This is a genomic window from Sphingomonas sanguinis, assembly GCF_019297835.1.
Lineage (GTDB): Bacteria > Pseudomonadota > Alphaproteobacteria > Sphingomonadales > Sphingomonadaceae > Sphingomonas > Sphingomonas sanguinis_D.
Genome location: NZ_CP079203.1, coordinates 3,173,510 through 3,195,038 on the forward strand (window position 1 = coordinate 3,173,510; position 21,529 = coordinate 3,195,038).

Consider the following 21,529-nt stretch of genomic DNA (forward strand, 5'->3'; position numbering starts at 1 on the left):
CCATGGCGCGGATGATCGCCGAGCGCGCCGACGCACTGCCGGGGTTGGCCGAGGTGTTTCGCGAATATGGCTATGCGGGTGCCAGCCTGTCGCTGATCGGTACCGCGACCGGGCTGGGGCGGGGGAGCCTTTACCACTTCTTTCCCGGCGGAAAGCAGGAGATGGCCGCCGCCGTGCTCACCGATGTCGCTGGCTGGTTCGATGCCGCGATCTTCACGCCACTGGAGCAGGCCGACGATCCGCGCGCCGGGATCGATGCGATGATGGTCGAGGTCGACCGCTATTTCCGCTCGGGGCAGCGGGCCTGCCTGATCGGGGCTTGGGGACTGGGCGCAACGCGTGATCCCTTTGCCGAGTCGATCGCGGGTTATTTCCGGCGCTGGATCGCCGCGCTCCAGACGCTCTTGGTGCGCGGCGGCGTGGCGGAAGATCATGCCGCCACGCTGGCACAGGATGTGGTCAGCGGTATTCAGGGCGCGGTGGTGCTGTCTCGCGCGCTGAACGATACTTCGCTGTTCCGCGCGACGCTGGGGCGGCTGACGGCGCGGCTCTACACCGCGCTCGCCGCCGCCTGAACGATCAGATCGCCGCGAGCGCCTGTTCGCAATCGGCGATCAGGTCATCGGCATCCTCGACCCCGATCGAGATGCGCACCAGATTGTCGGTGATGCCCAAGGCCGCCTTGCGTTCGTCGGGCACCGAGAGGTGTGTCATGGCGGCGGGGTGGCTGGCCAGCGTCTCCGTCCCGCCCAGGCTGACCGCCAGCTTGGCGATGCGAAGCGCGTCGAGGAAGCGGAAGGATTCCGCTTCGCCGCCCTTTAGGTACAGCGAGAAGGTCGATCCGCCGCCGGTGCAGTGGCGGCGGTAAATGTATGCCTGCCGCTCCATCCCCGGCGTGCTTTCCAGAAAGCCGAGATAGCCGACCCGCTCGACCTTGGGATGATCGCGCAAGTAAGCGCAGACCTTGGCCGCGTTCTCGCCCGCGCGGCTCATGCGCAGTTCCAGCGTCTCTAGCGAACGCAGCAGCATCCAGGCGGTATTGGGGTCGCAGATGGTGCCGATGGTGTTGCGCATCGAGCGGATGGTCGCGATGTGCGCCTTCGACCCCAGCACACCGCCTGCGACCAGATCCGAATGGCCGCCCGCATATTTGGTCAGCGAATAGACGACCAGATCGGCACCGTGCTTGAGCGGACGCTGCCACAGCGGACCAAGGAACGTGTTGTCGATTGCGATCGGCGGCTTCTCGGCGTGCTCGGCAAAGACCGCATCGCGCGAGGCCGCCACCGCCTCGATATCGACCAGCGCATTGGTCGGGTTGGCGGGGCTTTCGAGATAGATCAGCGGCACGCGGCCCATGCCCGCCGCCTTGGTCAGTACCGCGTCGATCTCCTCGCGCGTCGCCCCTGCGGGGAAGTCGAGCCACTGCACCCCGAACCGGCCCAGGATGCGCCCGATCAGCGTCTCGGTCGCGGCATAGAGGGGGCCGGAATGGACGATGACGTCGCCCGGCTGGACCATCGACAGGAACAGGGTGGCGATCGCCGCCATGCCGCTGGAGAAGGTCAACGCATCCTCCGCCTCGTCCCAGATCGCCAGGCGATCCTCCAGGATTTCCTGATTCGGCCCGTTGAAGCGCGAATAGACCAGACCGTCCGCGCCGCCGGGACGTTTGCCGGTGACGCCCTCGAAATGCCGCTTGCCCGCCGCCGCGTTGGGAAAGACGAAGGTGGAAGTCAGGAAGATCGGCGGCTTTAGCGAGCCTTCGGACAGCACCGGGTCGAAGCCATGGCCCATCATCAGCGTGGACGGCTTCAGCTTGCGGTCGCCGATGCTGGTCACATCACTCTTGGCGGCCGTGTTCGGGTCTTGCGGCGGGACGCCGGTCAGATCGGATTCGGTCGGCATGTCGGTCTCCTTGGGAAGGGATGCCGCTCTGTCGGCGGCCATGTCCTCAGGATAACGCGGCGAATGGCTTTGGCGAGATGCCCAATCTTCCTCCCCTGGAAGGGGAGGTGGCGCGCTAAGCGGGTCGGAGGGGTGTCCCCCTCTCGATAGCGCGACACCCCTCCGTCAGGCCTTCGGCCTGCCACCTCCCCTTCCAGGGGAGGAAATTTTAGATCGGTAGGCCGATCAGCGAAATCTGGCGACCATAAGAGGGTTCGTTGCGGTGCGTCGCACGGCGGAAGCTGAAGAAGCGGTCCTCCTGGGTGTATGTGTCCTCGCCCAGCGCCGCGACGCGCGCGACACCTGCGGCGGCCAAGCGGTGGGCGACATAGGCTTCCAGGTCGAACTGGTAATGATCCGCGCGGGTGCCATCGGCGAAGAAGCGTTCATTCTCGGGTTCGGCCTCGGCGAAGCGGCGCAGAAAGGCGGCGTCGACCTCATAGCTGGCGCGGGCGATGCACGGGCCGATGGCGGCGGCGATCCGGTCACGCCGGGCGCCTAGCGCCTCCATCGCGAGCAGGGTCGCGTCGGTGATCCCGCCCAGTGCGCCCTTCCACCCGGCATGGGCGGCACCGACGACGCCCGCTTGCGGATCGGCGAACAGCACCGGCGCGCAATCGGCGGTCAGGATGCCGAGCAGCAGGCCCGGCCGGTCGGTCACCAGCGCATCGCCATGCGGGCGGACATCGTCCTCGGGCGGAGACAGCACCGTCACCGCCTCGGCCGAGTGAATCTGGTAGCAGGTGATAAGGCGCGAACCGGGCAGCACCGCGTCGCGCGCGCGGCGGCGATTCTCGGCGACCGAATCGGCATCGTCCTCCGAACCCAGCCCGACATTCAGGCCGCCATGGATGCCCGCCGACACGCCGCCGCGCCGCCCGAGAAAGCCATGTGCTATTGGCTCCAACAGGGGTGTGCGAAGGGTTTCGATGGTCATAGCAACAGCCTCATTATCCGGTCCTCATCGATCGTCCCGCCGACGGGGAAGTCGTAGCGGCCGATATCGACAAAGCCGTAGCGCGCGTAAAAGGCCTTGGCCCGGTGATTGTCGACATAAACCGACAGGATCAGTTCGCTCGCCCCACGCGCGCGGGCGGTGGCGATGGTCCAGTCCATCAGCGCGGGGCCGACGCCTGCGCCGAGATGGCTGGAGGCGACATAGAGCTGGTACAGCTCGACCGCATCGGCCGGCCATTTGCCGGGAAAGCCCACGGGACCGATCTTGGCGAAGCCGATGATCGCATCATCCTCGACCGCCAGCCGGATGGTGAAGTCGGCATGACCGATCTGGCTGGGCAGGCCTTCGGGGCCGAAGGCTTCGTCCAGAAAGGCGTTCAGGTCGGCGGGCGGATAGAGATGGCCGAAAGTGTCGGTAAAGGCGGCGCGCGCCATCGCGGCCAGCTTTTTACCGTCGCCCGGTACCGCGTTACGATAGACGATCATTCGCTGTATCCCGCCGGCACCGGCCAATCGGGCCGCGTCACCGCCAGCGCGCGGAACAGCGTGCCCATGTCCTGCATCAGCCGGTTGCGATCGGCGAGCAGCGCGTCGGCGCGGTCGGGATGCGCGCGGGCGAGGCTGGCGGTGCGCTGGTCGATGCCCAGGCTGCCCAGCAGGTCGCGCTGCGACACCGGGCCGAAGGCGGCTAAACCGCTTCCTTGCGCAGCGGCGGCCAATGTCGTGAAGTCGACATGCGCGCTCAGATCCTGCTCACCGGGCCGGTCAAAGGGGTTGGCATAGGCATGGCCGCGTACCGCCTGCAACGTGTCGGCGATGGCGGGGCCTTCATAGCCGTAATCGACGATCAGCGCCGCACCGCCTTGCCCGGCGATCCGCGCGGACAGGCTGCGCATCACCGCGACGCTGGCGGGCGAGACTTCGATGACCGATCCGGCCTCGGCTTCACGCAGCGGTTCGGGGATGATCTCGTTCGGCACCGGGGGACCTGCGATCGGCAGGAAGAGCAGGTCCTGCGCCGCGACCAGCCGCTCATGCCAGCCATCGCCGCGCCGGACGAGCTGGCGGATGGGGAGGGCGTCGAAAAACTCGTTGGCGACGACGATCAGCGGTCGGTCGGTCGGCAACGTCTCGACCGTATCGTGCCAGGTCGCATCCGCCACTCGCTCCGCCTGAGCGGTGCGCAGCGTGGCGCTGGTCTCGACGAAATGGATGCTGGGGTGGAAGCCCGCCTTGGCCATGGCGCGCCGGGCGTCGGCGGCTAGGGTTCCGCGCCCCGGACCCAGCTCGACCCAATACGCCTCCGGCCGCCCCGCCCGGTCCCACAAATCGGCGCACCACAGGCCGACCAACTCGCCGAACATCTGGCTGATCTCGGGGCTGGTGGTGAAGTCGCCGCTCGCGCCCAGCGGATCGCGCGTGCCGTAATAATGCGCATTGGCGGCGGCCATGAACTGCGCCACCGGGATCGGCCCGGCCAGCGCGATAGCGCGGGCGAGCCGTTCGGGCAGCGCGTCCTCCGGCGCGGGCTTGTGATCGGCGGGGGGGATCAGCGGGTTGGTCATGCCTCCGCTCTGCCGATCCCATCCCTTCGTCGCAAGGGGATCAGGAAACGCTATCGGGGCCCGCGATCGGCTCGACCCGGACGCGACGCGCCTTGGCCGAGTTCATCAGGTATAGCCCGCCCAGGATCATCGGTACGCACAGCCACTGGCCCATGTGCAGCCCAGTCACCTCCGCAAAGGCGCGCAGCTGCTGGTCGGGCTCGCGGAAGAACTCGACGATGAAGCGCGCAATGCCATAGCCGAGCAGGAACAGCCCCGACAGCTTGCCCGGGTCGTAACGCGCCTTGGTCCGCCAGAAGGCGAAGCTCATCACCGCGAACAGGACCAGGCCTTCCAGCCCGGCCTCGTACAGCTGACTGGGATGGCGCGCGGGGTCGGGCAGGCCGAAGGGTACGGTGCGCGGGAAGATGATCGCCCAGGGCACGTCCGACGGCTTGCCCCACAGCTCGCCGTTCACGAAATTGGCGAGGCGGCCCAAGAACAGCCCGACCGGCGCGGTGCAGACCAGATAGTCCAGGATACGCAGCCAGCTGAGCTTGTGCTTGCGCGCGAAGAGGATGACGCCGATGCCGACACCGATCGCGCCGCCATGGAAGCTCATGCCGCCGTCCCACAACCGGATGATCCGCAGCGGGTGCAGAAACATCTCGGGCGCGTAGAAGATCACATAGCCGATCCGCCCGCCCAGGATGATGCCCAGCGTGGCATAGAAAACCAGATCGTCCGCATGCGCCCGCGACATCGGCGCACCCGGCCGGTCGAGCATCTTGCCCAGATACCACCAGCCGAACAGGATGCCGGTGATATAGGCCAGGCTGTACCAGCGCAGCGTGAAGAAGCCGATCGAGAACACATCCGGGTGCAACCCCAGATCCTCGAACCGGATATGGCCACCGGCGGCGGCAAGCATGGAGAGGATCAAATGCGTTTCCCTTTCTGGCCCGCTTCATAGAGCGGTCGTGGGACAACACCAAGACCATGGGTTCGGTGCCGTCTGGTGCGGGGGCGTGGCCTTCGACTTCGCTCAGGCTGAACGGAGGTAGTATATGGTTCTGGATACAAGAACCCGTTCAGCCTGAGCGAAGTCGAAGGCCACGCTGGACGGTGCCCAAGTTCGAATCACGCGAAGCCGCGAAGACACGAAGAAGAATGGTTCGCGCAGAGGTGCGGAGGACGCAGAGGTGTCTGGTCCGGCCGCAAGGCCAATCCATACTCCATGAGCGACACGGTCTGCCGATCGAGACGGCAGGGACCCGTGGCACCGTCCCCCTCTGCGTCCTCTGCGCCTCTGCGCGCCAGAAAACTTCGCGCCATCGCGGCTTCGCGTGAACAATCGACCCCCTCGCTTTGAGACAGTCAAACCCCCTGCTTGCCTGCCCGCCCTTGTCCGCTAAGGCTCCACCGCGATGGAGTTGAGCAGGCGCAATATCTTGGTCGGCGGAGGGCTCGGCGCCGGTTTGGTCGTCGCCTGGGGCTTGTGGCCGCGCGCCTATCCGCCGAGCCTGACGACCGAACCGGGCGAGCAGGCGTTCGGCGCATGGCTGAAGATCGGGCGCGACGGCATCGTCACCGTGGCGGTGCCCCAGGCTGAGCATGGTCAGGGGATCAGCACCGCGCTGGCCCAGGTCGTCGCCGACGAGCTGGGCGCGGACTGGCGCACCGTCGCGGTCGAGCCTGCGCCGCTCAGCCCGCTCTACGCCAATCCGGTCGGGGTCGATTCGCTGTTCGAGGGCGCGTTCGGTCGCCTGCCCGAGGGCGTGCGCGACGAATGGCTGCGGCGCGACCGGGTGATGCTGACCGCCGGGTCCAGTAGCTTGCGCATGTTCGAAGGGCCCGCCCGTGCCGCCGCCGCAACCGCGCGCGCGCTGATGGCGCAGGCGGCCGCCCGGCGCTGGGGCGTCGACTGGAGCGCGTGCGAGGCCAAAGACGGCTTCATCGTCCATGGCGACAAGCGGCTGCGCTTCGCCGAACTGGCCGAGGCGGCGGCGGGCGAGACCGTGCCGCATCCACTGCCGCTGGGCAGCGGCGGCGCGGGCAAGCTGGCGGGCAAGGACGTGCCCCGGCTCGATTCGCCCGCCAAACTCGATGGCTCGGCCAATTTCACCGCCGACATCCGCCTGCCCGACATGGTCCATGTCGCGCTTCGCCATGGGCCACTGGGCCACACCCGCGCCATCCGCGTCGACCGCGCGGCGGCGATGAAGGTGCCGGGCGTCGTCGAGGTGATCGAAGGCGAGGATTGGGTCGCGGTCGCCGCCAGCAGCTGGTGGATCGCGCAAAAGGGTCTCGATGCGGCGGCGCCGCGTGCGGTCAGCGACGGGGCGGTGCCGACCTCGCAGGCCATCGCGCAAGGACTGGAGGCTGCGCTCAAGGAAGAAGGCCATAGCGTCCTGACGCGCGGCGATGTCGCGGTGGGGCTCGAGGGGCCGGGGCTGATCGAGGCCCGCTACCGCATCGGCACCGGCGTCCATGCCGCGATCGAGCCGCGCGCGGCGGTGGCGGCGTGGCAGGATGGCGGGCTGGAACTATGGGTGCCGACCCAGGCCCCCGAAGCCACGTGCAAGGTCGCGGCGCGGGCGGCGGCGATCCCCGAGGATCGGGTGATCGTCCATGCCATGCCGATCGGCGGCGGCTTCGGCCAGGGGCTAGAGCAGGATGCGGTGGCGCAGGCGGCGACGATCGCGGCGAAGCTGAAACGGCCGGTCAACGTCCAATGGTCGCGCACCGAGGATTTGCGCCGCGACGCCTGGCGCGCGCCCGCCATCGCCCGGATGACCGCGCGGCTGGAGCAGGGCAAGCTGGTCGGCTGGCGTGGCCGGATCGCGACGCCCTCGACCGGCGCGGCGCTGGCCGGGCGGGTGATGCCCGCCGGACTGGTCCGCTGGGGGATGCGCGGACAGGGGCGGGGTGATGCCTATGCGATGGGCGGGGCGGTGCCGCCCTATGCGATTCCGGCGATGGCGGTGCATCATCATGACGCGGTGCTGCTGATCGAAACCGGCCATGTGCGCGGGGGCGCGCATGTCGCCAACTGCTTCGTCACCGAATCCTTCATTGACGAATGCGCGCGGGCGGCGGGGGCCGATCCGCTGGCGTGGCGAATCGCGATGCTGGGCGAGGAACCTAGGCTGGCGCGCTGCCTGTCGACCGCCGCCTCGTTGGGCGGCTGGGAAGGCGGCGCGACGGGTAGTGGGCAGGGCGTTGCCGCGCATGGCTTTCGTGGCAGCTATGTCGCGGTGATGGCCGAGACGCACCGGGACGAGAATGGCCGCCCGGTGGTCGACCGGCTGGTCGCCGCCATCGACTGTGGCCGGGTGGTCAACCCCGACATCGTACGCCAGCAGATCGAGGGCGGGCTGATCTTCGGTCTGGCCGCCTTGCGCGGCGGCGCGGTCGGGTTCGAGCGGGGCTGGGCCACGCCGTCGCGGCTCGGCGCGCTGAACCTGCCGCGCCTCGCCGACACGCCCGATATCACGGTCGAGCTTATCGCCTCCGACGAAGCGCCCGGCGGGGTGGGTGAGCTGGCCGTGCCGCCGGTCGCGCCCGCCATCGCCAACGCGCTCGCCACCCTGCCCGGCTTCCCACGGATACGAAGCCTGCCGATGGAGTTGTCCGCCTGATGCTGCCGCCCGACCATCCCCCCGTGCCGCGCCCGAAGATCGGCGTGCTGTTGATGAACTTGGGCACGCCCGATGGGCCGGACCCGAAGTCGGTAAAGCGGTACTTGCGCGAGTTCCTGTCCGACCGCCGGGTGATCGAAATCCCGGCGCTGCTGTGGCAGCCGATCCTGCGCGGCATCATCCTGAATACCCGGCCGAAAAAGTCCGCCCATGCCTATTCGCTGGTGTGGCGCGACGACGGCTCGCCCTTGGCCGCAATCACGCGGGCGCAGGCGGTGGCGTTGAAGGACGCGTTCGGGCCGGGCGTGATGGTCGACTGGGCGATGCGCTATGGCCGCCCCGCCATCACCGACCAGGTGAAGGCGATGAAGGCGGCGGGGTGCGAGCGTATCCTGCTGGCGCCGCTCTATCCGCAATATTGCGCGGCGACGACCGCCACCGCCAATGACCGGGCGTTCGCGCATCTCGCGACGATGCGCTGGCAGCCCGCGATCCGCACCCTGCCGCCCTATTATGACGATGCCCTCTATATCGACGCGCTGAAGACCCAGCTGGAGGCGCAGTTCGCCTCGCTGGATTTCGAGCCGGAGGCGGTGGTCGCCAGCTTTCACGGGATGCCGCAACGGACGCTGGAGCTGGGCGATCCCTATCACTGCCATTGTCGCAAGACTGCGCGGCTGCTGGCCGAGGCGATGAAGGACACGCTGAACGGCCGCGAGCTGCTGGTCGCGTTCCAGTCGCGATTCGGCCGTGCCAAATGGCTGGAGCCTGCGACCGATACGGTGCTCGAATCGCTGCCGGGACGCGGCATCCGCAAGGTCGCGATCCTGGCACCGGGCTTTTCGGCCGACTGTATCGAGACGCTGGAAGAACTGGCGATTCGCGGTCGCGAAAGTTTCGAGGGGGCAGGCGGCACCCATTTCGCCTATCTCCCGTGCCTTAACGACAGTGATGCCGGGATCGCGATGCTGCGCGGATTGATCGAACGCGAGCTTCAGGGCTGGTTGCCGTAGCGTAATGTTACGTTTCGCGCCGTCTTCGCCATTGCGGACGGCGCGTGCCCCTTTTAAGCCACAATCTCAAATGGGAGAGGTTGAATGGCACGGGTCGCGATTGTGACGGGTGGTACGCGCGGTATCGGCGAGGCGATCAGCCTGGCCTTGAAGGAGGCGGGTGTCACCGTCGCCGCCAACTATGCGGGCAATGACGAGCGCGCGCGCGAGTTTTCGGAGCGGACCGGGATCAAGGCGTATAAGTGGGACGTCGCCGATTACGACGCCGTACAGGCGGGCGTCGCCCAGGTCGCCGAGGAACTGGGTCCGGTCGATATCGTCGTCAACAATGCGGGCATCACCCGTGACGGCACGCTTTTGAAAATGACCTACCAGATGTGGAAAGAGGTCATGGATACCAACCTTGGCGGTTGCTTCAACATGGCCAAGGCGGTGTTCCCCGGCATGCGGGAGCGCAAATGGGGCCGCATCGTCAATATCGGTTCGATCAACGGCCAGGCGGGTCAGTATGGCCAGGTCAACTATGCGGCCGCCAAGTCGGGCATCCATGGCTTCACCAAGGCGCTGGCACAGGAAGGCGCGCGCGTCGGCGTGACCGTCAACGCGATCGCACCGGGCTATATCGACACCGACATGGTCGCTGCCGTCCCCGCCGACGTGCTGGAAAAGATCGTCGCCAAAATCCCGGTCGGCCGTCTCGGCCAGGCGCATGAGATTGCGCGCGGCGTTGCCTTCCTCTGCTCGGACGAGGCGGGCTTCGTCACCGGTTCGACCCTGTCGATCAATGGCGGCCAGCATATGTATTGAGTCTGATACCATCCCCACAAGCCGTTCGCGCTGAGCGAAGTCGAAGCGCACGCTAGGCGTTCGCCACTTGGCGAGGTTTTATCCCTTGGCCTTCGACTTCGCTCAGGCTGAACGGAGGTTTCGCTACATTCGTCTCTTAGGGCAGGGGTAGGTAGCAGCAAAAACGCCGACCTCCGGTGGGGAGATCGGCGTTCCGCCTCGATACGCTACGCGAGAAAACTGGGGCGGGTGGAGCAGATACAGGCTCCGCCCGCCCTAACCGTTTAGCGGCAATAACCCGGACGGCCCGACCGCTCGATCGCACGGCCCGCCAGCGCGCCTGCGCCGCCGCCGATCAGCGTGCCCAGCGTGCGATCGCCCTGGGTGTCGATGGTCCGGCCCAGCAGGCCGCCCGCCACCGCGCCGACGATCGTGCCGGTCGTACCCGAGCGGCGGCACTTGCTCGCCTGATACTCGGCGCGCGCACCGTCGTTATAGCCGCGATAATAGCGATCCGAATGAGGCGCCCGGCGATAGCGGTGCGCATCGGCGGCGGTCGCTGGCAGCACGGCGCCACCGATCATCGCCATTGCGGTCGCCGCCAGGGTCAGGATCTTCATCATGGTCTCACTCCCGAAACTCGTGTCGATCGACGGTCCCTTCCGTCGTCGTTGCACCGCTTCTGGGCGATTCGCATTGAGCGCTTCCTGAATGCCGCCGTTATCCACCGTTCATACAAATGCGGGACGGTGAGGTCGGTCGAGGGGCTGTCGTGCTGCGTCGCAGCGCGTATGAGGCGCCATGCGCATTTTGCTGTCCTGCCTGTTGATATTGGCCCTGGTGCCGGGATGGTCGGGCGAGCAGCGGCTGCCGCTGTTCGAGGGGGCGGCGGCGCAGATGGACTCGCGTCGGGTCGACCTCGATCCGCATGATCCGGCGCGGCGGAAACTGGGCGCGCTGACCTATCTGGGCGGTATCGTGCTGACGAGCCGGTTACCCGCCTTTGGCGGCTATTCCTCGCTGGCGGTGTCGGGGGACCGTTTCCTGCTGCTCAGCGACGGCGGCAATGTCGTGCGCTTTCGCATGGGGGCGGACTGGACGCCGCACGACCTGCATTTCTCCAACCTTCCCGCAGGCCCCGCGACGGGATGGATGAAGCAGGACCGCGACAGCGAATCGCTGGCGGTCGACCCGAAGACGGGACAACTCTGGGTCGGGTTCGAGCGGTTCAACCAGATTTGGCGCTACGCACCGGACCTCGCGCGAGCCGAGGGCTATGTCGCCCCGCGCGAGATGAAGAACTGGCCAAAGAATGGCGGGGCCGAATCGCTGGCCCGGATGCCCGATGGCCGATTCGTGACCATTTCCGAAGAGGCGAAGGTCCGGCGCAAATTTTGGCGCGGCGGTGAGGCGTCACGCCGCAACAGCCGCCAGGCGCTGATCTTTCCCGGCGATCCGCTGAAAGGTCATGCCCGCCGCTTCGCCTATCGCGTGTCGCCGGACCATGATGTCGCCGATGCGGCGGCGCTGCCCGACGGATCGCTGGTTATCGTCGAGCGGCGCTTCCGGCTGCCCTTCCGCTTCTCGAATCGGATCATGCTGGTTCCGGCCGACCAGATCACGCCCGGCAGGGTGGCGCGGGGGCGGTTGATCGCCGAACTCGATTCGCCGCTGATCCACGACAATTTCGAAGGGGTGGCGGTGACGCAGGAGGCCGGGGCGACGGTCCTGTGGCTGGTGTCGGATGATAACCAGCTGTTTTTGCAGAAGAGCTATCTGCTCAAGTTCCGGCTGAATCGCGCGGCGGTCCGCTGAGGGTTTTTGGTCGGCGTCCGGGCGTGACCTTCGACTTCGCTCAGGCGGAACGGAGCGCAGGATCGGATCGCACATACCAACCGCCGTTCAGCCTGAGCCCTTCGGCTGGCTGACGAGCCAGCCGCTCAGGATAAACTTCGGCACAAAGCGCCGAGGTCGAAGGCCACGCGAAATCGCAATCAACAACGACGAAAACCCGCCGCTCCTGGGAGCGGCGGGCTTCAACCCGTCAACCGACGCGTCGCTGATTAAGCGGCGGCGGCTTCGGTCTTGGCGGCAGCCAGCTTCTTCACGACGTCGCGCTTCAGGCGACGCACGCGCAGCGACAGCTGATCGTCCGAGGTCTTGACCAGCCAGTTGTCCAGGCCGCCATTGTGCTCGACCGAACGCAGGCCGTGGGTCGAAACGCGAAGACGGACGCTCTTCTCGAGCGAGTCCGAAATCAGCGTGACGTTCTGCAGGTTCGGCAGGAACGTACGCTTGGTCTTGTTGTTGGCGTGGGAAACGTTGTTACCCACCTGCCGGCCCTTGCCGGTCAGCTCGCAAATGCGCGACATGATCGTTATCCTGGTTTCAGGCAGTGCCCGGAAAGGCCGCGCCGATACCCCGTCCGGGGGGTGGCGTCAACCGATTCCCCACAACTGCTCCTGCAAATCGCCCGTGCAACTGGCCTGGGTCGGCTGCGTTGTTACGGCAACGAACCTTTGGGAGCCAGGGTCATGCGTGCTTTTCTCGTCCTGTTGGGCATCGTCCTCCTGTTGGCCGCCGGTGCCATGGCGATGGGCTGGATCAGCATCGACCAGACCCGCCCGGCGGTCGTCCAGGCCCCGGCCTTCCGCGCCGAAGGGCCTAAGGTATCGGTCGGTACGACCCAGAAGACGGTCGAAGTGCCGACGGTGAGCGTCGAGAAGCCTGCGGACAACGCCCAGTAATCACGCCGAAGCGCCCTTGCCCGGATTACGGGCACGGGGCAGGGAGGGGCGATGTTTCCGCTCCCCGCCCCGATGCGCGCCGCGCTCGACGCCGCTGCCCAGGCGGGGCTGGCGGGGGAGGTTCCGGTGGGCGCGGTGGTGGTACAGGGAGGCCGGATCATCGCGACCGGCGCCAATGCGCCCCGTCGCCTGCACGATCCCACGGCCCATGCCGAAATCCAGGCGATTCGCGCTGCCTCCCAGGTGCTGGGCCGCGACCGGCTGGAAGATTGCGACCTGTGGGTCACGCTGGAGCCCTGTGCCATGTGCGCGGGGGCCATCGCCCATGCCCGAATCGCCCGGCTCTATTACGCCGCGACCGACCCCAAGGGCGGCGCGGTGGAGCATGGCCCGCGTTTCTTCGGCCAGCCGACCTGCCACCACCGGCCGGAGATTTACGCCGGGATGGGGGAGGGGGAGGCGGCCAGTCTGCTCCGCGACTTCTTCGCGGCGCGGCGATAAGAAAGGTCAGCCCTTTCTGCTGCGCTTCTGGGCGCGACCCATAAGATAGGTCACTAAGGCTCCGCTCGCTCCCCCGACAACCGCGCCGCGCCAGAGCGAATGCGGCGCGACGTGCCATGCGTTCAGGATCATCAGCGCGACGAAGGTCAGCAATCCCGTCAACAGGGCGGCCATCCATGGGGAGGCCAGCCACCTTGTTATCGCCGCCTGTGCCGACATGCCATTCGCCCTCTCGACCGGAATAACGCTTCCTAGGTGCAGGGCACGGGCCTGCCTATGAAAAAGGGCCCGGACAGCATGTCGTCCGAGCCCCCTTTCTGCGACCGATGGCGATCGGATCAGCGCAGATCGCCCTCGCGGATCGGCACGATCTTGATCTCGACACGGCGGTTGGCGGCGCGGCCTTCCTCGGTGTCGTTCGACGCGATCGGCTGCGACTTGCCGAAGCCGCGCGTGCCGATGCGGGCGGGCTGCACGCCGCGCGACGCCAGATAGTCGGCGACCGACACGGCGCGCTGTTCGGACAGGCGCTGGTTGTACGCATCGCTGCCGGTCGAATCGGTGTGGCCGTACACGTCGATATAGGTCTGCTTATACTGGGACAGGATGTCGGCGACCTGATCCAGCGTCTGGCGGAACTGCGGCTGCACCTGCGCCGAATTATAGGCGAAGGTGATGCCCGAGGGCAGGTTCAGCAGCAGGTCGTCGCCCTGGCGGACCACCTGAACGTCAGTGCCTGCGGTGCGCGCGCGCAGGTCGCGCTCCTGCTTGTCCATATAGGCCCCGATGCCAGCCCCCGCGAGGCCGCCGATGCCGGCACCCAGGATCTTCTCGGTACGATCGCGCCGTCCGCCGACCAGATCGCCGAGGAGATAGCCACCGACCGCGCCGCCAATGCCGCCGATCGCGGCCTTGGACAGGCGCTGCTGCCCGGTTTCCGGGTCGGTGGTGCAGGCTGAGGTGGCGACGAGGGTGGACAGCGCGGCGGCGGTCAGAAATTTGGCGGGCAGTCGCATAAACATGATCCTTGTTAGTTTCGGACGGCGTCTCGACCCCCGGAACGCCGCGTCGGACCGCCTTGTTCCGCAGGTGAACTGAACGGAACATGACGACGGGAGTTGTCGAAGCCCCGTCCGGCCCGCTATGAGCACCCCATAACGATGGCAACGCTGCCCCCCTTTCCGTGGATCGACGTCCTCATCATTCTCGCGCTCGTCGCGTTGAATGGCGCATTCGCGATGAGCGAGCTGGCGATCGTATCGTCTCGCCGTGCCCGTCTGGAGGCGATGGCGCGCAGCGGACGTAAAGGGGCGCAGGCCGCGCTGACGCTCGCCGCCGATCCGGGCAAGTTCCTGTCGACGGTGCAGATCGGCATCACCCTGACCGGCATCATCGCGGGTGCCTATTCGGGCGCGAGCCTGGGTACGCCGACCGCCGCCCGGCTGGAGGCGCTGGGCGTGTCGCCTTCGACCGCCGCGACTCTCGGCTTTGCGTTGGTCATCGGCCTGACGACCTATGCCTCGCTGATCCTGGGTGAGCTGGTGCCGAAGCAATTCGCGCTGCGCAAGCCCGAGCCGATCGCCGCCTTCGTCGCGGTGCCGATGCGCTGGCTGGCGGTGGGCACCGCGCCGATCGTCTGGGTGCTCGATTCGACCAGCGGGGTGATCTTCAAGCTGCTGGGCCTGAACCGCGACAATGAGGATCAGGTGACGGCCGAGGAGCTTCACCTGATCGTCGCCGAGGCGTCCAAGTCCGGCGTGATCGAGGAGCATGAGCGCTCGATCATCTCGGGCGTGGTGCGGCTCGCGGACCGGCCGGTGCGCGAGGTGATGACGCCGCGCACCGAGATCGACTGGCTGGACTGTACGCTCGACGATGCGGCGATCCGCGCCAAGCTGCTCGAAAGCCCGCGCACCCGCCTGCCGGTGGGGGAGGGCTCGATCGACGCGGTGGTCGGCGTGGTGCAGGCGCGCGACATCGCCATGGCGCTGTTCCGGGGCGAGCCGCTCGACCTGAAGCACCTGATGCGCAAGGCCCCCGTCGTGATCGACCGGATCGATGCGATGGACGTGCTGCTGGCGCTGCGCCAGGCCGAGGTGCCGATGGCGCTGATCCATGACGAATACGGCCATTTCGAGGGGATCGTGACCCCGTCCGACCTGCTGGCCGCGATTGCGGGCGAATTCGCCTCCGACGCCGATCCGGGCGAGGCGCCCTCGGTGGTCGAGCGCGACGACGGTTCGCTGCTGGTCGCCGGGACCATGGCGGCGGACGCGCTGGCCGACCGGCTGGGCATCGATCTGCCCGACGATCGCGATTACGCGACCGTGGCCGGGCTGGCGCTGGCGGTGTTCCGTCATTTGCCGGGCGAGGGCGAGAGCTTCGTCGAGCAGGGCTGGCGCTTCGAGGTGGTCGACCTCGATGGGCGACGGATCGACAAGCTGCTGGTCAGCGAGGCTTAACCGCTTTCGGCTTTGGCGGTGGCGGCAGGGCCACGAAGCCGATCCGCTCGAACCCCGCCTGTTGGGCGACGAAGATGACGGCCGCGGTGCAGCGATAGGGTATATCGACCGCGCTGCCGATCGAAGCGGAGGTCCAACCTCGACGCGCTTCCCGCAGCGCTGCCGTCGCGGCGGTATCGTCCTTTGGTAAAGTAAAACTCTGATCCGAAACCTTCATCGTGCAGATGTCGGGCGGTATATGCGCCATCGTGATTTGCAGCGATGCTTCGGTCTTCCTGTCGGCGGAGGTCGCGGCCAAAGCCGTCCCGGCCATGGCGATGGTTGCGGGCAGGGTGGCGATCGGCCAGAGCGTCATGCCCTGCAAACTATCAGCCATTCGATACATCGGCAATGCATGTAACCGCATGGCAGATTGTCGGCGCACCGAAATGATGACAGGTTGCGACCATGCCGATGATCCTTCCGATATTGCTCGCCGCCGCTTCCGTGTCTGCGGTTCCTTGTGCCGATGGCGACTGGATATTCCGGTCTGGTGGGGCGGCCGTGTTTCAATTCGGTGTTCATACTTCGGTCAAAGGGCTGGAGGCGACATGGGATCGGCCGCAACATTTTGAAACGGATGGCGAATCCATCAACAAGGTACGTGGTCCAGCCATCCGGCGCCCAGCGCGGACCGTGCGGCCGATCGGCGAGGATCTGGAACTGAGCTTCGACGATCCCGAGCCGAACAGCGTGCCTGACGTCTTCCGCCTCCGTTGTCGGAAGGACGGGACGCTCAGTGCCGACTATGTTGCGGGGAGGGGCGATCCCTTGCCGCTGGTTCGCGCGCCCGCCGCGACGAAGCTGGGGCCGTGGGATGCCGGTCGTTCCTATCCGATCGTCACCTCCCGCCCGACCAATGCCGAGATGACCGCGATCTTCGAGGCGGATCAGAAGGACCGGATGACGCCGTCGATCGACTGGGCGGTCGTCGGCGCCGCCGACAAGGCGCGCCTGGCGCGGACGCAGCAACTGCTCGATTCGGGAGCGCTGCAAAGCGGGGACGATTTCTATCACGCCGCCTTCCTGTTCCAGCACGGCAGTCGTCCCGAGGATTATCTGAAGGCGCATCTGCTGGCGATGATCGCGGCGGCGCGGGGCAAGCCGGGCGCGGTGTGGATCGCGTCCGCCACGCTCGACCGCTATCTCCAGTCGATCGGCAAGCCGCAGGTGCTGGGGACACAGTTCATGGTCCCCGATGAGGGCAAGACGACGCAGGAACCCTATGACCGGACGCTGATATCCGATGCCCTGCGCAAGGCGCTACGCGTGCCGTCGCTGGCCGAGCAGGAAAAACAGCGCCAGCGCTACGACGACGAAGCAGCCGCCGAGGCGAAGGCTGCACCGGCGCACCCATAGGGCCGCTCAACCCGCCCAGCGGAACCGGACGAGCGCCATGACCAGCGCGAAGACATAGGCATAGCCGAACCGGTCCAACCGCACGAGGCGCAGCCCTTGGCGACGACGCAGGCTGCCGATCACGGCCATGACCCCGCCCGCAAGGATCGGCGTGATGAGAATGTTGATCCGGCGCCATTGCGGGTCGGTGATGGGGGAGTGCGGAAACAGCAACAGGCTGATTCCGCCCGCGATCAGCCCCCAGAGGGCAAAGCCGAACGTCGCGAGCACGGGGCTTTTCGGCTTCGCGAACGTCTCGCCCAAGGTTTCGCCCAGGCCCCGGATGCCGATTTCGGCGGCGGCTTCTACCAAAAGCTGGATCAGCAGCTCGCCGCCATATTGAATCAGGACTTCGAACAGAAACTCCATGCCGCCCCCAGCCTTACTCCCAATGGATCGAGGCTAGCGATACGGCGGCGGGGCTCAAGCGGTCAGTTCGATATCCCCCGACGCCACCACGCGGGCGATGTTCGGCAGGATGTTCCGAACCGCAAAGGCGTGGAGTTCAGCCGAGCGCGACGAGCACGCATCCTCGGCGATCACCACGTCGTAGGACAGCTCCCAGGCCGAACGCGCGGTCGATTCGACACCCATATTGGTCGAGATGCCCGCGATCACCACCGTCCTCACCCCGCGCCGCCGCAGTTGGAGGTCGAGGTCGGTGCCGGTGAATGCGCCCCAATGATGTTTCAGAACGACGATATCGCCTGGCTGGCGCAGATCGGGGACCAGTTCGCTGAAGGTGGGCGGGGTTCCTTCCGGCGGCAGGCTGGGGCGGCCGACATTCTGGCTGGGCATCGTCTCGGGCGTGAAGCCGACATGGACGAGCACGACCGGCGCACCCGCCTCGCGGAACCGCGCCGCGAGCGATTTCGCGGTCGCCACCACCTCTTCGCCCGTTCGCGGGCCGCCCGCATAAGGCAAGATGCCCTGTTGCAGGTCGATGAGGATCAGTGCGGTGGTTTTGGAATCGAGCGTCGTCATGGCGCCTTAACTTCCCACCAAAGCGGGGCGTTCCGTTAGAGGCGGCCGAACACCGCCTCGAACCCCGCCCGGTCGCCCGCCGCGAGCAGCCGCGCCTGTTCCAGCCAGCGGTCGCGCGCCATGCGGCCCGAAAAGGCGCCGAGCTGGGCGTCGAGTGCCTGGGCCTGCGCCTCGCTGAGCGCGGCCATGTCGCCAACCGTGGTGATGCCGTGCTGGGCCAGCGTCTGGGTCAGCTTGGGACCGAGACCCTTGAGCAGCGTGATCGGCTGATCCTCGGGCCGTGACGATTCGGTGGGGGATTGGGCGGGGACAGGCTCGGCAGGTGCGGCTTCGGCGGCCGGGCTGGCGGCCATCGGCGCGGCGGCGGCGACCGGCTCGTCGTTCAGCGGCTCGTCGGCGACGACCAGCTCCTCGGGTGCCGTGGGGGGCGGCATGACCGGGGCTGCGGCCGGAGGGGGCGGCGCGGCCGGAACGGGCGCAGGCGTCGGCGCGGCCTTCGGTTCGGTCAGCGAGGCTTCGTCGATCGGCTTGCTGTCGGGCTGGCGCACCGACAGCCCGGCGTCTTGCGCATTCTCTTCCACCTGGCGCGCGGCCTGATTGCGACGGTGCTTCAGGCGCATCCCGACCACGATCATCGCGATCGCCGCCAGCGCGACGATGGCGAGCAGGACGAAATGGATGGTCGTGATGGCCGCCACGCCATCGGGGATGAGGCTTGTCGCCGGTGCTGCTGCGGTCGTGTCGTTCATGGCGTTACCCTATTGTCCACCCATTGGCCCCGGGGCCGGCGTCGCGAACCCCAATCACTGGGATCAAGCCTCGGTTCCCGCTTCGCGCGCAACCTCGCGCCAGCCGATGTCGCGGCGGCAAAAGCCATCGGGGAAGCGGATCGTATCGACCGCGCGGTATGCGGCGGCCTGCGCCTCGCCCACCGTGGCGGCGCTGGCGGTCACGGCCAGCACACGGCCGCCGCTGGCGACCAGCTGTTCGCCGTCCATCTTAGTGCCCGCCTGGAACACGACCGCGCCGGTCGCCTCGGCGGCGTCGATCGCGTCGATCACCCCGCCCGCCTTGGGCGTGCCGGGATAGCCCGCCGCCGCCATGACGACGGTCAGCGCCGGATCGTCCGAGAAAGCGGGCGCGGGCAGGTCGGCCAGCCGCCCCTCGGCCACCGCCAGCATCACCGCCAGCAGATCGCCCTGGAAGCGCAGCATCAGCACCTGGCATTCGGGATCGCCGAAGCGGGCGTTGTACTCGATCAGCTTCGGGCCCTGCTCGGTCAGCATCAGCCCGGCATAGAGCACGCCCGAAAACGGCGTCCCCTCGGCCCGCAGCGTGTCGACGGTGGGGCGGACGATCCGGTCGATTGCCTGCTGCTCCAACTCGGGCGTCAGGACGCGCGCGGGGCTATAGGCACCCATACCGCCGGTGTTCGGGCCGGTATCGCCGTCGCCGACGCGCTTGTGATCCTGTGCCGAGCCGAAGGGCAGGAGCGCCTCGCCATCGGTCAGCACGAACAGGCTCGCCTCCTCGCCCTCCAGAAATTCCTCGATGACGACTTCGGCGCCGGGGACCGAGAACAGGTCGGTGATCGCGCCCTCGGCCTCGGCCTTGGTGAAGGCGACAGTCACGCCCTTGCCTGCGGCCAGCCCATCGGCCTTGATGACGACCGGCAGGCCGAAGGTGCTGGCAAGCGCGGCTTGCGCCTTCGCCAGCGTACCCACCCGGACATAACCGGCGGTCGGGATGTCGGCGCGGCGGCACAGATCCTTGGTGAAGCCCTTCGACCCTTCCAGCTGCGCGGCGGCCTTGCTGGGCCCGAACACCGGGATGCCCTCGGCACGAAGCGAATCGGCCAGGCCATCGACCAAAGGTGCTTCGGGGCCGACCACGACCAGGCCCACGCCATGCTCCTTCACGAACGCCACCACGGCGGCGTGATCGGTCGCGTTCAGCGCCACGCAGGTCGCATGGGCGGCGATACCGGGGTTGCCGGGCGCGGCGTAGAGCGTATCTAACCCGTTCGACTGTGCCAGCTTCCACGCCAGCGCGTGTTCGCGGCCACCCGATCCCAGCAGCAGGACGTTCATGCCCGATCCTTATCCCTATGACGAAAGTTCGAGGCTGGTAGCCGAGGAGATCGCCGGCGACAACGCGCTCGCGCTATCGGTCGGCGAACTCAGCCTGAAGCTGAAGCGGATGGTGGAGGGCGAATTCGGTCATGTCCGCCTGCGCGGCGAGATTTCGGGCTATAAGCGCGCCACCTCGGGCCATGTCTATATGAGCCTGAAGGACGAGAATGCGGTCATCGACGCGGTGATGTGGAAGGGGGCGGCGAACACATTGCCCTTCCAGCCGCAGGACGGGATCGAGGTGATCGCCACCGGCCGCCTGACCACCTTCCCCGGTCGGTCCAAATACCAGATCGTCGTCGAGCGGATGGAGTTGGCGGGCGCGGGCGCGCTGATGGCGCTGTTCGAAAAGCTGAAGGCCAAACTGGCGGGCGAGGGGCTGTTCGCGCGCGAGCGGAAACGCGCGCTGCCCTTCATGCCGCCGGTGATCGGTGTCGTCACCTCGCCGACGGGCGCGGTGATCCGCGACATCCTCCACCGGCTGGAGGATCGTTGCCCGACCCATGTCATCGTCTGGCCGGTCAAGGTGCAGGGCGCGGGTTCTGCGGAAGAAATTGCCGCCGCGGTTCGGGGTTTCGACGCGATCGCGCCCGGCGGCCCGGTGCCGCGCCCCGATCTGGTGATCGTCGCGCGTGGCGGCGGCTCGATCGAGGATATGTGGTCGTTCAACGAGGAAATCGTGGTGCGAGCGGTCGCCGACTGCACCATCCCGATCATCTCGGCGGTGGGGCATGAGACGGATACGACGCTGTGCGACTATGCCGCCGACCTGCGCGCGCCGACCCCGACGGCGGCGGCGGAGATCGCGGTGCCGGTGCTGGCCGATATCCGCCTGACCGTCGCGGCGCATGGCCAGCGCGCCGAACGTTGCGCGCGGCGCTATGTCGAGCGGGGGCGCGAGCGGCTGGACGCGATGGCGCGACTGCTGCCCAAGCGCGACCAGTTGCTCGGGCCGCAGCGGCAGCGCGCGGACGAAGCGGGCGCGCGGCTCGACCGGGGGCTGGAGCGGCGGGTGACGCTGGCGCGCGGCGGGCTGGACCGTGCGGGTGCGGCGCTGCGCCCCGCCATCCTGGAGCGGCAGGTGGAGCGCGGGCGCGACCGGCTGGCGTCGACCTGGCGGCTGGTCCAGTCGCTCAACCCCGACCGTATCCTGGAGCGTGGCTATGCCCGGATCACCGCGCGGCCGGGCGGCGAGACCCTGTCCTCGGCCGAGGCGGCGCGGGCGGCGGACACGCTGACGCTGCGCTTTCGCGACGGCACCGTGGACGTGGCGGTCGAGGCGGCTGGGCTTGAGCGACCCGCCCCCAAAACCTATGACAAGCCCAGGCGGGAGCAGCAGCCCAGACAGGACAAGCCGGATCAGCCGACGCTCCTTTGA

General features: G+C 67.6%; 24 protein-coding genes. 10 read left to right on the plus strand and 14 right to left on the minus strand.

From position 1 onward, the window contains the following. The first annotated feature begins 2 nt into the window (after positions 1 to 2). On the plus strand, positions 3 to 575 hold the full coding sequence (locus tag KV697_RS14840) for a TetR/AcrR family transcriptional regulator (RefSeq protein WP_257575360.1): 573 nt from the start codon (positions 3 to 5) through the stop codon (positions 573 to 575). 4 nt (positions 576 to 579) lie between these two features. Here KV697_RS14840 and KV697_RS14845 read toward each other — a convergent pair whose 3' ends face one another. From KV697_RS14845 to lgt, 5 genes are all read right to left on the minus strand, one after another. After that, on the minus strand, positions 580 to 1,908 hold the full coding sequence (locus KV697_RS14845) for a cystathionine gamma-synthase family protein (protein ID WP_219018853.1): 1,329 nt from the start codon (positions 1,906 to 1,908) through the stop codon (positions 580 to 582). A 208-nt stretch (positions 1,909 to 2,116) separates the two neighbouring features. Continuing rightward, a complete protein-coding gene (pgeF, locus tag KV697_RS14850; protein WP_219018854.1) occupies positions 2,117 to 2,884 on the minus strand; it encodes a peptidoglycan editing factor PgeF in 768 nt (255 codons plus the stop codon). Continuing rightward, positions 2,881 to 3,390, minus strand: coding sequence for a GNAT family N-acetyltransferase (locus tag KV697_RS14855; RefSeq protein ID WP_219018855.1), 510 nt, complete (start codon positions 3,388 to 3,390; stop codon positions 2,881 to 2,883). The genes pgeF and KV697_RS14855 overlap by 4 nt, the downstream gene beginning before the upstream one ends. Next, positions 3,387 to 4,469 (minus strand): class I SAM-dependent methyltransferase, encoded by a 1,083-nt coding sequence (locus KV697_RS14860; RefSeq protein WP_219018856.1) that lies wholly within the window; start codon positions 4,467 to 4,469, stop codon positions 3,387 to 3,389. The genes KV697_RS14855 and KV697_RS14860 overlap by 4 nt, the downstream gene beginning before the upstream one ends. Before the next feature lie 40 nt (positions 4,470 to 4,509). After that, positions 4,510 to 5,391, minus strand: coding sequence for a prolipoprotein diacylglyceryl transferase (lgt, locus tag KV697_RS14865; RefSeq protein ID WP_374011368.1), 882 nt, complete (start codon positions 5,389 to 5,391; stop codon positions 4,510 to 4,512). Positions 5,392 to 5,875: 484 nt separating this feature from the next. On the opposite strand from lgt, the gene KV697_RS14870 reads away from it, so the two are divergent. The 3 genes from KV697_RS14870 to phbB all read left to right on the plus strand — a co-directional run bounded on the left by KV697_RS14870 (position 5,876) and on the right by phbB (position 9,909). Next, entirely contained in the window at positions 5,876 to 8,089 is a 2,214-nt protein-coding gene (locus KV697_RS14870) for a xanthine dehydrogenase family protein molybdopterin-binding subunit (RefSeq protein ID WP_219018857.1), read from the plus strand. Next, on the plus strand, positions 8,089 to 9,102 hold the full coding sequence (gene hemH, locus KV697_RS14875) for a ferrochelatase (RefSeq protein WP_219018858.1): 1,014 nt from the start codon (positions 8,089 to 8,091) through the stop codon (positions 9,100 to 9,102). Before KV697_RS14870 ends, hemH begins: the two co-directional genes overlap by 1 nt. A gap of 84 nt (positions 9,103 to 9,186) precedes the next feature. After that, complete coding sequence (gene phbB, locus KV697_RS14880) at positions 9,187 to 9,909, plus strand: acetoacetyl-CoA reductase (protein ID WP_056432167.1); 723 nt, start codon at positions 9,187 to 9,189, stop codon at positions 9,907 to 9,909. A 263-nt stretch (positions 9,910 to 10,172) separates the two neighbouring features. Here the strand turns inward: phbB and KV697_RS14885 are convergent, their stop codons facing one another. Beyond that, positions 10,173 to 10,511, minus strand: coding sequence for a glycine zipper 2TM domain-containing protein (locus tag KV697_RS14885; RefSeq protein WP_219018859.1), 339 nt, complete (start codon positions 10,509 to 10,511; stop codon positions 10,173 to 10,175). A gap of 178 nt (positions 10,512 to 10,689) precedes the next feature. Here KV697_RS14885 and KV697_RS14890 point away from each other — a divergent pair, with 178 nt between their 5' ends. Then, positions 10,690 to 11,703, plus strand: a complete 1,014-nt coding sequence (locus tag KV697_RS14890; protein ID WP_219018860.1) for an esterase-like activity of phytase family protein — start codon at positions 10,690 to 10,692, stop codon at positions 11,701 to 11,703. A gap of 248 nt (positions 11,704 to 11,951) precedes the next feature. Here the strand turns inward: KV697_RS14890 and rpmB are convergent, their stop codons facing one another. Further along, entirely contained in the window at positions 11,952 to 12,260 is a 309-nt protein-coding gene (gene rpmB / locus KV697_RS14895) for a 50S ribosomal protein L28 (protein ID WP_056432158.1), read from the minus strand. Positions 12,261 to 12,422: 162 nt separating this feature from the next. On the opposite strand from rpmB, the gene KV697_RS14900 reads away from it, so the two are divergent. Together KV697_RS14900 and KV697_RS14905 are read left to right on the plus strand one after the other, a co-directional pair. Further along, entirely contained in the window at positions 12,423 to 12,635 is a 213-nt protein-coding gene (locus tag KV697_RS14900) for a hypothetical protein (RefSeq protein WP_219018861.1), read from the plus strand. Positions 12,636 to 12,707: 72 nt separating this feature from the next. Further along, positions 12,708 to 13,136, plus strand: a complete 429-nt coding sequence (locus KV697_RS14905; protein WP_219021426.1) for a nucleoside deaminase — start codon at positions 12,708 to 12,710, stop codon at positions 13,134 to 13,136. Positions 13,137 to 13,142: 6 nt separating this feature from the next. Here KV697_RS14905 and KV697_RS14910 read toward each other — a convergent pair whose 3' ends face one another. Beyond that, positions 13,143 to 13,310, minus strand: coding sequence for a hypothetical protein (locus KV697_RS14910; protein WP_219018862.1), 168 nt, complete (start codon positions 13,308 to 13,310; stop codon positions 13,143 to 13,145). 164 nt (positions 13,311 to 13,474) lie between these two features. Next, complete coding sequence (locus KV697_RS14915) at positions 13,475 to 14,152, minus strand: OmpA family protein (RefSeq protein ID WP_219018863.1); 678 nt, start codon at positions 14,150 to 14,152, stop codon at positions 13,475 to 13,477. A gap of 144 nt (positions 14,153 to 14,296) precedes the next feature. On the opposite strand from KV697_RS14915, the gene KV697_RS14920 reads away from it, so the two are divergent. Then, positions 14,297 to 15,598 carry a hemolysin family protein gene (locus KV697_RS14920; RefSeq protein WP_076714661.1) on the plus strand — a complete coding sequence of 434 codons (1,302 nt, stop codon included), beginning with the start codon at positions 14,297 to 14,299 and terminating at the stop codon, positions 15,596 to 15,598. On the opposite strand, the gene KV697_RS14925 is transcribed toward KV697_RS14920, so the two are convergent. After that, positions 15,585 to 15,974: a hypothetical protein gene (locus KV697_RS14925; RefSeq protein WP_219018864.1), complete on the minus strand. Its 390-nt coding sequence runs from the start codon at positions 15,972 to 15,974 to the stop codon at positions 15,585 to 15,587. The genes KV697_RS14920 and KV697_RS14925 overlap by 14 nt on opposite strands. A 299-nt stretch (positions 15,975 to 16,273) precedes the next feature. Between KV697_RS14925 and KV697_RS14930 the strand changes: the two genes are divergently transcribed. Further along, positions 16,274 to 16,996 (plus strand): hypothetical protein, encoded by a 723-nt coding sequence (locus KV697_RS14930; protein ID WP_219018865.1) that lies wholly within the window; start codon positions 16,274 to 16,276, stop codon positions 16,994 to 16,996. 6 nt (positions 16,997 to 17,002) lie between these two features. On the opposite strand, the gene KV697_RS14935 is transcribed toward KV697_RS14930, so the two are convergent. The 4 genes from KV697_RS14935 to purD form a co-directional block, all read right to left on the minus strand. Beyond that, positions 17,003 to 17,404 carry a hypothetical protein gene (locus KV697_RS14935; RefSeq protein ID WP_219018866.1) on the minus strand — a complete coding sequence of 134 codons (402 nt, stop codon included), beginning with the start codon at positions 17,402 to 17,404 and terminating at the stop codon, positions 17,003 to 17,005. A 54-nt stretch (positions 17,405 to 17,458) separates the two neighbouring features. Beyond that, the gene (locus KV697_RS14940) at positions 17,459 to 18,019 is read right to left on the minus strand and encodes a hydrolase (protein ID WP_219018867.1); all 561 of its coding nucleotides are present in this window, start codon (positions 18,017 to 18,019) and stop codon (positions 17,459 to 17,461) included. Positions 18,020 to 18,054: 35 nt separating this feature from the next. Next, positions 18,055 to 18,768 carry a hypothetical protein gene (locus tag KV697_RS14945; RefSeq protein ID WP_219018868.1) on the minus strand — a complete coding sequence of 238 codons (714 nt, stop codon included), beginning with the start codon at positions 18,766 to 18,768 and terminating at the stop codon, positions 18,055 to 18,057. A gap of 63 nt (positions 18,769 to 18,831) precedes the next feature. Further along, complete coding sequence (gene purD, locus KV697_RS14950; RefSeq protein ID WP_219018869.1) at positions 18,832 to 20,109, minus strand: phosphoribosylamine--glycine ligase; 1,278 nt, start codon at positions 20,107 to 20,109, stop codon at positions 18,832 to 18,834. On the opposite strand from purD, the gene xseA reads away from it, so the two are divergent. Further along, positions 20,108 to 21,529 carry an exodeoxyribonuclease VII large subunit gene (gene xseA / locus KV697_RS14955; protein WP_219018870.1) on the plus strand — a complete coding sequence of 474 codons (1,422 nt, stop codon included), beginning with the start codon at positions 20,108 to 20,110 and terminating at the stop codon, positions 21,527 to 21,529. The genes purD and xseA overlap by 2 nt on opposite strands.